The organism is Sphingomonas beigongshangi (assembly GCF_016820445.1).
Classification (GTDB): domain Bacteria; phylum Pseudomonadota; class Alphaproteobacteria; order Sphingomonadales; family Sphingomonadaceae; genus Sphingomonas; species Sphingomonas beigongshangi.
This window is the reverse complement of record NZ_JADHDT010000002.1, coordinates 57553-72711: the sequence shown is the minus strand read 5'-3', so window position 1 is coordinate 72711 and position 15159 is coordinate 57553. Positions and strand designations below refer to the sequence as shown.

The following is a 15159-nucleotide window of genomic DNA, read 5'->3' as shown; positions in this document are numbered from 1 at the left end:
CGCCGCACATCAGGTGACCTAGCCTTTTTATTGCTCAAAATGGCGACATCTCCATGTCGATCGCTCCGATATTCCAGAAAAATGCGCGCAAAGGGATAAATTCATGATGCTATCGGACATGAAGACTGTCCTTCAGCCGCCTCTACAGCGCCCCCACGCGCTGTTGCCATTGCCGGGTGGCCGGTCGATAGACGCAGCCGTGATGACCCAGCCTAATTCGCGCGCCGCGCTTCATGCCGCCCGCCTTGCCGCGCTGCGCGGCCGCCTGTCCGCCGACGCGCTCGACGGCTTCGTCCTGCCGCTGACTGACGAGCATATGAGCGAATATGTCGGTGGCTATGCGCAGCGGCTGGCGTGGCTGACCGGCTTCGAGGGGTCGGCCGGCAGCGCCGCGGTCCTGGCGGACCGCGCGGCGATCTTCACCGATGGACGCTATACGCTGCAGGTCCGCGAGCAGGTTTCGCCGTTGGACTGGGACTATGTCGACGTGCCGCAGGACAGTCTGGCCGCCTGGCTGGGTCGCGCGGCGGAGGCGGGGCAGCGGATCGGCTATGATCCCTGGCTGCACACGCGCGATCAGGTGGAGGCGATGCGCGCTGCGCTCGCCGAACGCGGAGCGGCGCTGGTCGCCGTCGCGGACAATCCGATCGACGCGATCTGGACCGATCGGCCCGCGCCTTCGCCCGCGAAGATGGTCCGCTATGACGAGGACCTGGCCGGCCGGTCGTCCGCCGCCAAGCGGGCCGACATCGCGGACTGGCTCGGCGAACGTCGCGCGGATGCGGTGGTGCTGACCGCGCTCGATTCGATCGCCTGGGCGCTCAACGTGCGCGGCGCGGACGTCGCGCATACGCCGGTCGCGCTCTCCTATGCCATCGTCGACGCGGACGGCACGACCGACCTGTTCGTCGCGCCCGAGAAGGTCGACGACGCGTTGCGCCAGCATCTGGGCAATGCGGTGCGCATCCACGATCGAACCGCTTTCGCCGCCGCGCTCGGCGGCTATGCCGGGCGCCGCATCGCCGCCGATCCCGAACGCGCGGTCGCGGCGATCTTCGACGCGCTCGAGGCGGGCGGCGCGACCGTGCTGGCGCTGCGCGATCCGGTCGTGCTGGCCAAGGCGCTGAAGAACCCGGCGGAGGTGGCGGGGCATCGCGCCGCGTCCGTCCGCGACGGCGCGGCGCTGACGCGCTTCCTGCGCTGGGTCGAGACCGAATGCCCCAAGGGCGGCGAAACCGAATTGTCCGCCGCCGCCCGGCTGCTCGCCTTTCGCGAGGAGACGGGGCTGCTGCGCGACACCAGCTTCGACACGATCTCCGCCACGGGGGCCCATGGTGCGAGCCCGCACTATCGCGTCGACGACGAATCGAACGCGCGCATCGTGCCGGGTCAGCTGTACCTCGTCGATTCGGGCGGGCAATATGCGGATGGCACGACCGACGTGACGCGGGTCGTGCCGATCGGTGTGCCCAGCGCGGAGATGCGCGACCGGTTCACCCGTGTGCTCAAGGCGCATATCGCGGTCGCCACCGCGATCTTCCCGGACGGCACGACCGGCGCGCAGATCGACGCCTTCGCACGGCGGCCGCTGTGGGAGGCGGGGCTGGATTTCGCCCATGGCACCGGTCACGGCATCGGCAGCTACCTGTCGGTGCACGAGGGGCCGCAGCGGATCGCGATGCCGACCTATGCCGGTGGCGGAACGCTGGAGCCGTTGCGGGCGGGCATGATGCTGTCGAACGAGCCGGGCTATTACAAGGCGGGCGAATACGGCATCCGCATCGAGAACCTGCTGCTCGTCGTGCCGCGCGCGATCGAGGGGGGCGATCCCGACCGGCGGATGCTGGCGTTCGAGACGCTGACCTTCGCCCCCATCGAACGCGACCTGATCGACCCGGCCCTATTGACGGCGCCCGAGCTTTCGTGGCTCAATGCCTATCACGCCGAGGTCGTCGCAAGGATCGGTCCGGTGCTCGATGGAGAGGACAGGGCATGGCTCGCGTCAAAATGCTCACCGGTCACCTGATCGTCGCCGGGACGATGATCGGCCTATTCACCGCCGGGTCCGGTGTCGCCTATGTCGCGGCGAGCGGGCTCGTTTCCGTCGGATCGCTCGTCACGCACCGCTGATGTGGATCCGCGCAGGTCGCGCGCCTGCGCCTTGCGCCGATGCAGGTTGGCGCGCAGGTTCGCCGCCAGACGGGCAGCACGGGTATCGGCTTCGCTCATCCACCGCCTTATCCCGAAAACGCGGCGGCCTCGCAACCAATCGCTTGACAAGCCGCCCGCCCTCCGCTCTAGGCGCGCTTCCGTCCGACGGACGAGTGCTGCCGTAGCTCAGTGGTAGAGCGCATCCTTGGTAAGGCTGAGGTCGTGAGTTCAATCCTCACCGGCAGCACCATTTTCTCATTGACTTAACCGCCCCTCCGGGGATCGCGATTGGCCCGAAGCCCAAAAAAGGGGTCTTCTGAGGGGTCTTTTTCGCATGGCTGTGCGGCCCTTCCGCATGATCTGAGACTGATCGCAGTTGCGCGAACGACGCTGCGCGAATCGAGCAATTTTGTTGCCTCGCCATCGTCGCTGGCCGATAGTCCCCGGCGAGGCCACCACGCACGGCCTCCGGGGCGTAGTAACCCTGAGCAAGCGGTTGGGCTGCCCGACGTGGCCCAAACATCCTTGACCCTTATGGTCGGGGAGCCTGCGACGTATGTCCAGGGCTTCCCAGCCTAAAGGTCGTAGGGACCGGCTTGCTCGGTTTACTAACTCCCCGATCACCAAGGCTCTTGGGTGAAGTCGAGCGCGGGGGCGTACCGCCATCGACTTCGGGGAGAAGCGGAATGCCACGCGGCACCCGCCACATGCTGACCGGCACGCTCGACTGGGACGAGAGCAACCGCAGCTACGTCCTGCACGCGAAGGACGGCGGCTGTTGGTTCGTCGATATGCCCTGGCGATCGCGCCGCCTGATCGGCCGCGAGGTCACGGTCGAGGGCGTGCGGTCAGGCTTCAATTTGCTCGATGCGGTCCGCATCCGCGACGGGGCGGCGAAGCAGCCGCGGTCGAGGCACCGATCCGCCCTTGCCGGCCTCTTCGCACGACAGCGGCGCCTGGCTCGCATCATCGGCCGCCTCCGCCGCGTCGGCCGCTCGTGCCGCTTGCCGCGGGGGCGTGGCCGCTGACTTCACTGATGGCGCAGCGTCTTCTCGAACCCTTCGTTGGCCTTCGTCATCTTGACGAGCCTGCGCAGATAGGTGCGGACGTGCCGCTCGAAGCGGATATCGTCATGGAGCCCGGTCGCGGGAAATTCGTCCTGCGCGACCAGTTGCTTCAGCCGCGCGGCGAACGCGGCCTGGTCGTTCACGCAGTCGGCCGTCGCGAGCGCGCGGCAGACCCATTCCTCGGCGGCAGCCTTGTCGAAATCGTCGCGCGCCTCGTATCCGCGTCTGTCCGCGGCCGCCTGATCCAGCCGTGATGCCGCCTGGCGGCGTTCCAACCACCTGCGGACCAAGGCCGCGTCCCAAGGCTTCGACCCATCCGTCATCGCTGATCCCCTTCGGTCCGCTGCGACGGAGCCCTGTTGCGGCTTGCTATAGGATGCGAGGGATCGCTCGGCTACAGGTCAGGACCACCAAGACGGCCGGATGGACAATGGCAAGACGTTCAAAACAGGATCCCTATGATCATCTTCCGCAGGAAGACGATACGCCCGCAGCGCCGGTCGCCTGCTGGCTCTGCGGCAGGCCGACGGGCAAGACCATCGTCTGGCACCATCCCGTGCCCAAGAGCCGCGGCGGTCGCGACGTCGTCCCGATGCATCCGATCTGCCAGCAGACCCTGACCGCGAATTTCACCAATTCCGAGCTCCAGCGGCACGGCATGAACGTCGCGGGGCTGCTGGATCACCCCAATGTGCGCAAATTCGTCGATTGGGTCGCCAAGAAGGATCCGGACTTCACGGCCACAATCACCAAGAAGCAACGCTGACGGCCGCGATCCGGCCGGGGAGGGCGCGCGCCCCGTGGCGGACCGGGCGGCGCGTACCGTCCGCCTGCCGGGTCACTGCAGGTTCGAGGCGAGGAAGTCGACGAACACCCGCACGCGCGCCGGCGTGTTCATGCCGCCGACGAAGACGGCGTGGATCTGCTCGACGTCGCCGGGATTGAATGCCTCGAGGATGGGGATCAAGCGGCCGGCGGCGATCGCCTCCGCGACGCTGAACGCCCCCACCCGGGCGATGCCGATGCCTTCCTCGGCGAGCTGGCCCAGCGTCTCCCCGTTATTGGCCTCGATGCTGCCGCGTACCGACAGGGTGAAATCCCGGCCGTGCGCGCGAAACGGCCAGACGGGTTCCGCCCGGCGGAAGTTGAAGTTCAGGCAGGTGTGGCGATGAAGATCGTCGGGCACCTGCGGCGTGCCGTTTCGCTGCAGATAAGCGGGAGAGGCGACGATGACGCGCCGCGTCTCGCCCAGCTTGCGCGCGGTCAGCGTGCTGTCCGGCAGGGGGCCGAAGCGCACCGCTACGTCGGCCTGACCCGCGGCGACGTCGACCAGCGTGTCGGTCAGCGCGATATCGACGAGGATATCCGGGTAGAGCGCGACGAACCTGCCGAGCAGCGGCACCACGCACAGCCGCCCATGGGATAGCGCGGCGCTCACGCGCAGCCTTCCGCGCGGGTTGCCCTGATCGGCGATCTGCTGTTCGGCGTCGTTCAGATCGGCAAGGATGCGGCGCGCGGCCTGGAGGTAGCTCCGGCCCTCCGCGGTCAGCGACAGCGCGCGGGTGGAGCGCAGCAGCAGCCGGACGCCGAGACGTGCCTCGATCCGGTCGATCGATCGCGCCACCGCTGACGGGCTCATGTCGAGCATGCGGCCGGCGGCCGAGAAACTGCCTTGCTCCACGACGGCCGCGAACAGCGCCAGAGCGCGAGCGCGATCCAGCCCCCGGTCCAGTCCCTGCTCCAGCTTTGCATCCATTGCAAAGATCCTCCGCGTCCACGGCGTCTACCAGCCGATGCGACGGGGGTCCATCTGTGCATCAAGTGATGAATGAGGAGTGTTATGGACTTTCGGCATCTTGGACGGTCCGCCTTGGGCGAACCGGCGCGCCGTTCGGACGCGGGCAGCGCGGGGGACGGACGATGAAGCTCAACCCCGGCCTGCTGGCCCTATCGGTCGGCGCATTCGGCATCGGCGTTACCGAGTTCGCGCCCATGGGACTGCTGCCCGTGATCGCGGGCGACCTGCACGTCTCGATCCCCGCCGCCGGGCTGCTGATCAGCGCTTATGCGCTGGGGGTCGTGATCGGGGCCGCGCTGATGACGCTGTCGACGGGGCGCGTGCCGCGCAGGACGCTGCTGATCGGACTCGCCGGTATCTTCACGGCCGGCAATCTGCTGGCGGCGGTGTCGGACAGCTATGCCATGCTACTTGCCGCGCGCATCCTCACCGCCTTCAATCATGGTGCCTTCTTCGGCGTGGGCTCCGTCGTCGCGGCCGGCCTGGTCGCGCCGGAGCGGCGCGCGAGCGCGGTGGCGGCGATGTTCATGGGGTTGACGATCGCCAATGTCGTCGGCGTTCCGCTGGCGACCTGGGCGGGCGAGCATCTCGGTTGGCGCGCCTCGTTCTGGGGCATCGCCGGACTGGGTGTCGCGACCATGGCGGCATTGCGGCTGACGCTGCCGCCGCTACCCGCGCCCGATGGTGGTGACGCGATCGCCGAACTGCGCGTGCTGAAGCGCCCGGTGGTGCTGGCCGCGCTCGCGTTGACCGTGGTGGGCTCCAGCGCGATGTTTACCGTCTTCACCTACATCGCACCGATCCTGCGCGAGGCGACACACGCCTCGCTCGGCTTCGTCACCGCGATGCTGGTCGTCTATGGCCTGGGGCTGACGGTCGGCAACTGGCTGGGCGGCCGCTTCGCCGATCGGTCGGTCGACCGCACGCTGATCGTCACGCTGGCCGCGCTGTCGGCCATCCTCGTCGCGTTCGCCGCGCTGATGACGCATGCCGGGCCGAGCGCCATACTCATCTTCCTGTGGGGCGTGGCGAGCTTCGCGCTGGTGCCGCCGCTACAGGTGCGCGTGATGACCGCGGCCGCCGACGCGCCGAACCTCGCCTCCGCGGTCAACATCGGGGCATTCAACCTCGGCAACGCCGCTGGCGCGGCCCTGGGTGGCGGCGTGATCGCGGCCGGGCTCGGCTTTCCCGCGATCGCGCTCGCCGGGGCGGCGACCTCGTCGATCGGGCTGGCGGCGCTTCTGTTGGCCGGACGTCGATCCGCTGTCCCGGCGCGGACGCCGTGCTACGACTGAGCCGACCCGACGGCGGATGGTCCGGTCTCCTGCCGCATCGCGCGATCCGCGCCGGGCGGCCGGAGACCGGCCATGCGCTACATACTGTTGCGGGAAGCACGCTCGCCGACGTATCGCCCCTGGCGGGCACGGCAAGCGTGCCGCACGGGATTTCCAGACCATGCGCGTGCTCCTGATCGGATTGGGTGACATCGCCTGCAAGGCGTATCTTCCCCTGCTGTCCAGGCGAGCCGACCTCGACATCCACCTGGCCACGCGCGATCCGGTCGTGCTCGACGACGTCGGCGGGTCCTTCCGTCTCCCGCACCGCTACGCCAGCGCTGGCGAGGCGCTTCGCCGCGCGACGTTCGACGCTGCGTTCGTCCATGCCGCCACCGACGCGCATGCGGCGCTCGTCGGCCTCCTGGTCGAGCATGGCATACCCACCTTCGTCGACAAGCCGCTGGCCGACAATCTCGGGGAGGTCGAGGCGCTCGTCGCCCTCGCCCGACGGCGCGCCACGCCGCTCGTGATCGGCTTCAACCGGCGGTTCGCTCCGGATTATGTCGCCCTCCGCGGTACCGGGGCGAACCTCCTGATGATGGAGAAGCATCGTCACGGGCAACCCGACCTGCCGCGTGGCGTCGTGTTCGACGATTTCATCCATGTCGTCGACACGCTGCTGTTCCTCGCGCCGTCACCGGTCCGCCGCCGCACGATCGAAACCCAGGTGATCGACGGCATGCTGCATGCGATCGTTCTGACGTTGGCGGGCGACGGGTTCACCGCCGTCGGAACGATGCATCGGGCCAGCGGGCTCGATGAGGAGCGACTGGACGTCATCGGCGGTAATGTACGCCGCTCCGTGCTGAACCTCGCGGATCGCCTCGACGCGAGCGGGACGGAGAGCCTGTATCGGCGGCCGGATTGGGTCCCGGTCGGACGCCAGCGCGGTTTCGAGGCGATGTGCGACGACTTCCTCCGCGCCGCCCGCGAGCGGCGGCCCGTGGACGAGGCTGCCATCCTGGCGACGCACGAACTCTGCGAAGCCATCGTCCGCCACGCGGAAGGGTGAAAGTCAGGTCTGCCTTCGTGGCCAAGATCCCCCACCCATAAAAAAAGGGGCGGCCTGAAGGCCGCCCCTGGAGATGCTACGGGTTTGAGAACATCCTCAGAACTTGATGTTGGCACCCGCGCTGAAATTGCGGCCGACGAGACCAGCATAATGCCAGCTGCTCAGGTAGTTCGGGTTGCTTGTATAGGCACCCGCCGCAAGCGGTGCGCGCGCGTTGGTCAGATTCTGCACGTTGATGAAGAACCGGAACTGGTCATTCACCTTCACGCCCGCGTTCAGGTCGACGTAGATGAACGGCCGCACGTAGCACTGGTTGGCGCCCGTCTGGCCGGGCGACAGCGAGTTCTTGCACGACAGATCGATCGCACCGGTGGTCTTGTCGGGCGTGATTTCGTCCGCCGCGACCTGCTTGATGCGGCCGACGTAATAGGTCGTCGCGGTCAGCGACCACGGACCGGCCTCGATCGTGTTCTGCCAATTGCCGCGAATACGCGGCGTTCCGCCGCCCGACGACAGTTCGTAAGGACCCAAGGTGCCGGCATACTTCTGTACGACGCGCACGCCGGCCGCGTTCTGGGTCACCAGGTCGAAGCGCAGCACGTCCGTCACGTCCAGACGGCTCGAGAAGCGGACGCCATCGGCCAGCGGAATGTTGGCGGTCGCCTGGAAGTCGAGACCCGAGCTCACCTCATAGTTCGCATTCACGTAAGGTACGGTGAAGACGAGGAGGCGAGGCAGAGCGTTCGGATTCGACGGGTCGGGAGCGTCGATAACGTTGCAGGCATAACCCGAACCTACCGCCGCCAGCGCCGCGCAACCTGCCGTCGAGTTGGTCTGGCTATAGTAGGCCGCGATCGCATCGGCACGCTGCGGACCGCTGACGATCAGGTTCGACTTCTTGATATTGTAGTAATCGACCGACAGGCTGAACCACGGTGCCGGCTGAATGATCGTGCCGAGCGTGACGCTGCGCGACACTTCCGGATTGACGTTCGGGTTGCCCGTCGCGCCGCTGCCGATGTTGTAGCTGGTGGTATAGGCCGGGTTACCCGGATGCGCGTTCACGAAGCTCGTCGGCGGAGTGAACGAGGAGAAGCCCGCATAGCTGCTCGCCGGATTGCTTTCCGCAAACGTCGGCGCGCGGAACCCTTCCGCATAGGTGCCGCGGAATGCGATCTGCTGGATCGGCGTGAACTTGACGCCAACCTTGGGCGAGAAGTGGTTGTAGCCTTCCGAATAGTGATCGTAGCGGCCCGAGACGTTGACGTCGATCGCCTTCACGATCGGCGCGTCGATCTCGAAGAAGCCCGCGGTGACGGTATGCCGACCGGTCGCCGATGAGGTGTTGAGATTGTAGAAGTTCAAGCCGGCGTTCTGGTTGCGGTTGAGCAGCGTCTCGCGCCGCACCTGCCCGCCGATCGCGACGTTGAGGTCACCGCCCGGCAGCGCGAACACCGCCTTGGTGATCGATCCGTCCAGCGCAGCCGTCGTCGAATAGGACTTGGTGAAGACGTCGGGCGAGATCTGGTTGCGCACCGCGGCGGTATTGAGCTGCGGATTGACGAAGTTGTAGGCGCCGGTGTTGACCGCGTTCAGCAGGCCCTGGATGTTGAGGAAGCCATGCTGCGTGACGCCGAAATCGTCGCGTGCATAGACGCCGTCCAGTCGGAAGCCGAAGCCGTCGCCGAACGTGCCCGAGACCCCCGTCGTCGCGCGGTAGACGTTGACATAGCGATCGCTACCGCCGGGGATGTCGCCGAACAGATAGTAGATGCGCGCGGCGCCTTGGCCCGGATTGGCCGCGAAGGCCGCTGCATAGGGGTTGTTCGGGTTGAGACGGCGGTCCGCCGCTGTCGCGCAGTTCACCCCGGAAGCGCAGACATAGACCGGCAGGACGATGCCGGGGCTGCTCGAGGCGAGCGCCGGCGAGCCGCCGAACGGTTGCGTCTGGCGGATGTTGGACGGTGCGCCGGTGATGCTGACTTCCGACCGCGAGAAGCTGCCGGTGGCATAGGCTTCGATGGTGTCGCTGAGACGGACGCTGAGGCGGCCCGTCGCCGAATAGCGCTGCTGGCGCGGCTGGATGATGTTGTATTCGTCGGCGATATTGTGCGCGCAGCCGGTGCCCTGCGACGTCGCGGTGTTGACGGTGAAGGTGCCATAGGGGCAGCTGCCGGGATTGAGCAGCTGATATTGCGGCGTGATCGGCGCACCCACGCCGCCGGCGAGCGGGTTGTTGAGGTCGGTCTGCGTGACGCGGGTCACGACCGCCTGCGGGTTCGACGTCGTCAGCGAGTCATCGTTGCGGTTGCGATCGGTCAGGCCGCTTGGGCGAAGGTCGAGCGTATTGAACGGATAGCCCCGCGAGTTGTTGGTGATGTAGCCGTCGTAGGTGTATTCGCCGTTCAGGTAGACGTTGAAACCCTGCGCCTGATAGTCGCCGTAGCCGGCCGTCAGCGTGGCGCGGTAATGGGAGCCGTCGCCCTTTTCCGTCGTACCGCCCTGCACCGAGCCTTCGAGACCCTTGAAGTGCTTCTTGGTGATCAGGTTGACGACACCACCGATCGCGTCGGCGCCATAGGTCGACGACGCGCCGTCCTTGAGCACTTCGACGCGGTCGACGATGCTGAACGGGATCGAGTTGAGATCGACATAGGCATTGTGGCCGTCGTCGTTTAGCGGGAAATTGGCCGAGCGCAGGCCGTCGATCAGCACGACGGTAGAGGAAACACCGAGGCCACGCAGCGACACCGCGGCGCCGCCGGCCGAGAAGCCGTTGCGGAAGCCGGTCGAGATCGAGCCGGCGCTGTCCGCGGATACCGAGCGGATCGCATCATTGACCGTGGTGATGTTCGCGCGCTCGAGCGTCTGCGTGGTCAGCACCGTCAGTGGCGACAGCGAGGTCGCGTTGGAATTGCGGAACAGCGTACCGGTAACGACGATATCGCCGCCCTGCCCCTGATCGGATTGCGCGCCGGGCGCCGTGGCGTCCTGCTGGTCCTGGATGTCCTGCTGTGCCGGCGTCTGCGGTGTTGCCGCCTGATCGCTCTGCGACGCAGTCGGCGCAGCCGCCTGGGCGAACGCCGGGCCCGTTATCGCGGTGAGAAGCGCGACGGTCGAGATGCCGTTACGCAATACGGAAAACGCAGTCTTACTGAGCATCAGCGATGCCTCCCCAACTTTTCCGGTGATGCGTCGTGTGACACACCTTTGCCGGGCGCGCCTGTTCGGGCGCAGTCCGGCGCGCATGACGACCGCGCAACATTCTGTAAACAACATGAAACATTCGTAAGTACGAATCACGAAGTGTGTTGCTCAGGTGCAACGGTATGCCGTGGTACATCAGTGCTGATAGCCTTTGCTCCCGATAGCAGGCGTAAGTCGGAGCGGCGGTTCGATACGTGTACGGACCGGGCAACCGCTGGCGCATGAGAGTGGCAAGCTTTCCCCCGGCGAGGGGGCCGTGTCCGGGCCGGGTGCGTCACCGAGCGGTCCCCGCGGAACCGGCACCGCAACGGCTCGCCTCCCGCGCCGCGGGGGATGCCTTCCATTTAACGAAAAAACCTGCAACGCATTCGAACTGAAGGCATTTTACCGAACCGTCGCGCGGTGCGATGGCGGCAGGGGCTGATAAAATCACGTTTTCCCTGTGCGGGAGGACATGGTGCGGGAGGATGAGGGAAGGGCTGTGACAGGGGCCGAGGAACAGGCAAGGCAGCTTGCCGCAATGTACGACGCATCGCCGATCGGCCTGGCGGTGATCGACACGGAGCTGCGCTACGTCCGAATCAACGAGCATCTCGCTCGCCTGAACGGCATTCCGGTGGCCGACCATATCGGCCGTACGGTGATGGAGATCATACCCAACCTTTCCGCTCAGGCGCGCGCGGCGTTCGAACGCGTTCTCGCGGGCGAGGAAATGAAGGGGGTCGAAATCTTCGGCCCCACGCCGGCGCGGCCGGACCGGACCAGCGTATGGCGGCAGAATTGGGTACCGATGCGCGATGAGACCGGCACGGTGATCGGTGTCGCCGTCTCCTGCGAGGACATCAGCGAGGAAAGCCGCGCGCGCAAGGCGGTCAAGGCGCTGAACGCGATCAACACCGCGCTTGCCGCCGAGCACGATCTCGAGCGTCTCGTGCAGATGGTCACCGATGCCGGCGTCGAGCTGACCGGCGCGACGGTAGGCGCCTTCTTCCACAACGTGCTCGACGAAAGTGGCGAGCGGCTACACCTGTTCACCCTGACCGGCGCCGATCGCGAGCAATTCACCAAACTTGGACGGCCGCGCGGGACCAAGGTGCTGGAGCCCCTGTTCCGCAACGAGCTGATCCGCGCCGACGACATCACGCGCGATCCCCGCTATGGCGCGAATGCGCCCTATGAGGGCATGCCGCCCGGGCATCCCGTGGTCACCAGCTATCTTGCCGTGCCGGTCGTGTCGGGCGGAGGCAAGGTGCTGGGCGGGCTGCTGTTCGGTCATCCGGAGCCGGGATGCTTCTCGCAGCGGCACGAGGAACTGATCGCCGGCCTGGCCGCGCAGGCGGCGGTCGCCATCGAGAACGCCCGCCTGCTGTCTGCGGTACAGGCGACCAACGAGGCCCTCGAGCAGAGGGTCGCGGAGCGGACCGCGGAACGCGACCGCGCGTGGCGCCTGTCGCGCGACCTGCTGATCACGGTGGACCCGGCCGGTATCTTCCGCTCGGTCAGCCCCGCATGGACGACAATCCTCGGCCACCATCCCTCGGAAGTGGTCGGCCGGAGCTATCGCGATTTCATCCATCCGGACGATATCCCGCGGACCGAGGCGGCGCTGAGCGCGGCATCCGCCGGCGAGGACGTGCCGGTGTTCGAAAACCGCTATCGTACGCGCGACGGTGCGATCCGGCACATCTCGTGGCTGACATCGGTCGCGGGCGGCCGGATCTATGGATCGGGGCGCGACGTGACGGACGCGCGTGCGAAGGACGAGGCGCTGCGCGCGACCGAGGCGGCCCTGCGGCAAAGTCAGAAGATGGAGGCGATGGGCCAGCTGACCGGCGGCGTCGCGCACGACTTCAACAATCTGCTGACGCCGATCCTCGGCAGCCTCGACCTCATCCGCCGCAAGGTGCCCGACGACGCGCGCAGCATGCGCCTGCTCGATGGCGCCATCCAATCCGCGGAGCGTGCCCGGACGCTGGTCCAGCGACTGCTCGCCTTCGCCCGGCGCCAGCCGTTGCAGGCGGATGCCATCGACGTGGCCACGATGGTGCGCGACATTGCCGCCCTGCTGTCGACGACGGTGGGTCCGCAGGTCCAGCTGATCATCGAGACTAAGGAATGTCTGCCCCCCGCACTCGCGGACCGCAATCAGCTGGAAATGGCCTTGCTGAACCTCGCGGTGAACGCGCGCGATGCGATGCCCGGAGGGGGGACGCTGCGCATCGACGTCGGCGACCGGCAGATCGAGGACGGCGATCCACGTCTGCCGCCCGGCGCCTATATCCACCTCAGCGTGACCGATTCGGGTTCGGGCATGGACGCGGAAACGCTGAACCGCGCGATCGAACCCTTCTTCTCGACCAAGGGGCTTGGGCGGGGAAGCGGGCTCGGCCTTTCGATGGTTCATGGCCTTGCAAGTCAGCTGGGCGGCGCGTTCCATTTGACGAGCAGCCCAGGGGCCGGCACCGTCGCGGAGCTGTGGCTACCGGTCAGCACGGTGGAGATCGTTCCGACCGTCACCGCATCGCTCGACCCGGCGCCAGCCTGCAGCGTCGGACTCGTCCTTCTGGTCGACGACGAGGATGCGGTGCGCGCGGCGGCCGCGCAGATGCTGGGCGATCTGGGCTATGCGGTCGTCGAGGCGGATGGCGCCGACGCCGCCCTGCGGCTGGTGGCCGAAGGGCTGTGGCCGGACCTGCTCGTGTCCGACCACCTGATGCCGGGGATGACGGGAACCGACCTGGCGCGGCACCTGCGCGCGCGGCGTCCGGATCTCGGCGTGCTGATCGTGTCGGGCTATGCGGATGTCGAGACGCTGTCGCCCGAGCTTGCCCATCTGTCCAAGCCGTTCCGCCAGGCGGACCTGCAACGGGCGCTGTCCATGCCCAAGGTCTATCCACCGTCCAGAGCACCCACGTCGCACGCGCCCATGCCAGCCGGCTGACCGAGCGATGCGGTAGGGCCTTTGGTATCCGAACCTGGCGCGACCGGAGCGGAGCGGTACCGGCCCTCACGCACGCGGATCAGACCCTGGGCGGGGCGCTCGCGCGCGCTAAGCGCTTCCCTTGCCTCGTAACTTCTGGCACGCTGATAGCGATAACGGAACGAGGGGATGGCAATGGATCGGCGCAGCTTCATCGGGGCGGGCATCGTCGCCGGCGGCATGGCGGCAGGAGGCATGCCGCGCGTCGCGGGCGCGGCGGCCGCCCCGGATCTGGGCTTCCCGAAGGATTTCGTCTGGGGCTGCGCGACCGCCTCCTATCAGATCGAGGGCGCGGTCAAGGCGGACGGGCGGGGACCGACGATCTGGGATACGTTCTCGCACACGCCCGGCAAGACCGCGAACGGCGACACCGGCGATGTCGCCTGCGACAGCTACCATCGCTACGCCGAGGACATCGGGCTGCTCAAGAACCTCGGCGTCAAGGCGTATCGCATGTCGATCGCCTGGTCGCGCATCTTCCCCGAAGGCCGCGGCCAGCCGAATCAGAAGGGCATCGATTACTATAATCGCGTGATCGACGGCCTGCTCGCGGCGGGCATCGCGCCCTATGTCACGATGTTCCACTGGGACCTGCCGCAGGCGCTGCCGGGCGAGTGGCGCAATCGCGACACGGCCAAGGCGTTCGCCGACTATGCCGGCTTCATGGCGGGAAAATTGTCCGATCGTGTCCATCGCTTCATGACGGTGAACGAACTGCGCTGCTTCACCGACCTTGGGCATATGCAGGGCATCCACGCACCGGGCTTGCAACTCCCCGCGGCGGAGGTGAACCAGGTTCGCCACCATGGCGTGCTGGCGCACGGGCTGGGCGTGCAGGCGATCCGCGCGCATGCCAGGGCCGGGACCGAGGTGGGCATCGCGGACAATACGTCGATCTTCGTCCCCGCGATCGAGACGCCGGGGCATATCGCCGCCGCCAAGAAGGCGATGCGCGATGAGAACGCCATGTTCCTGACCGCGATCATGGAAGGCGCCTATCCGCCGGAATATCTCGCCGCCGCCGGCGCGGCCGCGCCCAAGGTGCAGGCGGGCGACATGGCGGCGATCGGAAGCCCGCTCGATTTCGTCGCGCTCAACATCTACACCCCGACCTTCGTCAAGGCCGACCCGTCGGCGCCCCGCGGCTACACGCCGCTGCCGCATCTGCCGCAATCGCCACGCATGGCCTCGCCATGGCTCTATGTCGGGCCGGAGGCTGCCTATTGGGGCGTGCGCGCGGTCAGCGAATTGTGGAAGCCCAAGTCGCTGTTCATTTCGGAGAACGGCACGTCGGCGGACGACGTGCTCAACGCGGCCGGCCTGGACGACGACGCGGATCGCATCATGTACCTGCGCAACTATCTGGGCCAGTTCCGGCGGGCGACCGCGGAAGGCTTCCCGCTGCACGGCTATTTCCTGTGGAGCCTGATGGACAATTTCGAATGGGCGGACGGCTATACCAAGCGGTTCGGCATTCACTACGTCGACTTCGCGACGCAGAAGCGAACGCCGAAGCTGAGCGCCCAATGGTATAAGGAACTGATCCGCCGAAACGCCCTGGTCTGAGGGCCGCCGCAGCGACGATCCACCTCTCGTCAGGAGGTGGA

11 protein-coding genes and 1 tRNA gene are annotated in these 15159 nt (G+C 67.1%); 9 read left to right on the top strand and 3 right to left on the bottom strand.

The annotated features are described in order from the left end of the window. Positions 1-202 precede the first annotated feature (202 nt). From IQ292_RS03465 to IQ292_RS03450, 4 genes are all read left to right on the top strand, one after another. Positions 203-2026 (top strand): aminopeptidase P family protein, encoded by a 1824-nt coding sequence (locus IQ292_RS03465; RefSeq protein ID WP_203308931.1) that lies wholly within the window; start codon positions 203-205, stop codon positions 2024-2026. Next, positions 1993-2130, top strand: a complete 138-nt coding sequence (locus IQ292_RS03460) for a hypothetical protein (protein ID WP_203308930.1) — start codon at positions 1993-1995, stop codon at positions 2128-2130. The genes IQ292_RS03465 and IQ292_RS03460 overlap by 34 nt, the downstream gene beginning before the upstream one ends. 196 nt (positions 2131-2326) lie before the next feature. Then, positions 2327-2401, top strand: a tRNA-Thr gene (locus IQ292_RS03455). A 436-nt stretch (positions 2402-2837) separates the two neighbouring features. Beyond that, positions 2838-3179 carry a DUF5818 domain-containing protein gene (locus IQ292_RS03450; RefSeq protein WP_203308929.1) on the top strand — a complete coding sequence of 114 codons (342 nt, stop codon included), beginning with the start codon at positions 2838-2840 and terminating at the stop codon, positions 3177-3179. Positions 3180-3181: 2 nt separating this feature from the next. Here the strand turns inward: IQ292_RS03450 and IQ292_RS03445 are convergent, their stop codons facing one another. Further along, positions 3182-3541: a hypothetical protein gene (locus IQ292_RS03445; RefSeq protein WP_203308928.1), complete on the bottom strand. Its 360-nt coding sequence runs from the start codon at positions 3539-3541 to the stop codon at positions 3182-3184. A 107-nt stretch (positions 3542-3648) separates the two neighbouring features. On the opposite strand from IQ292_RS03445, the gene IQ292_RS03440 reads away from it, so the two are divergent. Then, positions 3649-3984: a hypothetical protein gene (locus IQ292_RS03440; protein ID WP_203308927.1), complete on the top strand. Its 336-nt coding sequence runs from the start codon at positions 3649-3651 to the stop codon at positions 3982-3984. A gap of 72 nt (positions 3985-4056) precedes the next feature. Here the strand turns inward: IQ292_RS03440 and IQ292_RS03435 are convergent, their stop codons facing one another. Then, positions 4057-4974: a LysR family transcriptional regulator gene (locus IQ292_RS03435; RefSeq protein WP_203308926.1), complete on the bottom strand. Its 918-nt coding sequence runs from the start codon at positions 4972-4974 to the stop codon at positions 4057-4059. Between the two features lie 164 nt (positions 4975-5138). Here IQ292_RS03435 and IQ292_RS03430 point away from each other — a divergent pair, with 164 nt between their 5' ends. Together IQ292_RS03430 and IQ292_RS03425 are read left to right on the top strand one after the other, a co-directional pair. Beyond that, entirely contained in the window at positions 5139-6311 is a 1173-nt protein-coding gene (locus IQ292_RS03430; protein ID WP_203308925.1) for an MFS transporter, read from the top strand. A gap of 160 nt (positions 6312-6471) precedes the next feature. Continuing rightward, positions 6472-7365, top strand: coding sequence for a Gfo/Idh/MocA family protein (locus IQ292_RS03425; RefSeq protein WP_203308924.1), 894 nt, complete (start codon positions 6472-6474; stop codon positions 7363-7365). 96 nt (positions 7366-7461) lie between these two features. On the opposite strand, the gene IQ292_RS03420 is transcribed toward IQ292_RS03425, so the two are convergent. After that, on the bottom strand, positions 7462-10527 hold the full coding sequence (locus IQ292_RS03420) for a TonB-dependent receptor domain-containing protein (RefSeq protein WP_203308923.1): 3066 nt from the start codon (positions 10525-10527) through the stop codon (positions 7462-7464). Positions 10528-11053: 526 nt separating this feature from the next. Here IQ292_RS03420 and IQ292_RS03415 point away from each other — a divergent pair. Beyond that, entirely contained in the window at positions 11054-13513 is a 2460-nt protein-coding gene (locus tag IQ292_RS03415) for a PAS domain-containing protein (RefSeq protein WP_338057578.1), read from the top strand. Positions 13514-13687: 174 nt separating this feature from the next. Further along, complete coding sequence (locus tag IQ292_RS03410) at positions 13688-15118, top strand: GH1 family beta-glucosidase (RefSeq protein WP_203308921.1); 1431 nt, start codon at positions 13688-13690, stop codon at positions 15116-15118. Positions 15119-15159 lie beyond the last annotated feature (41 nt).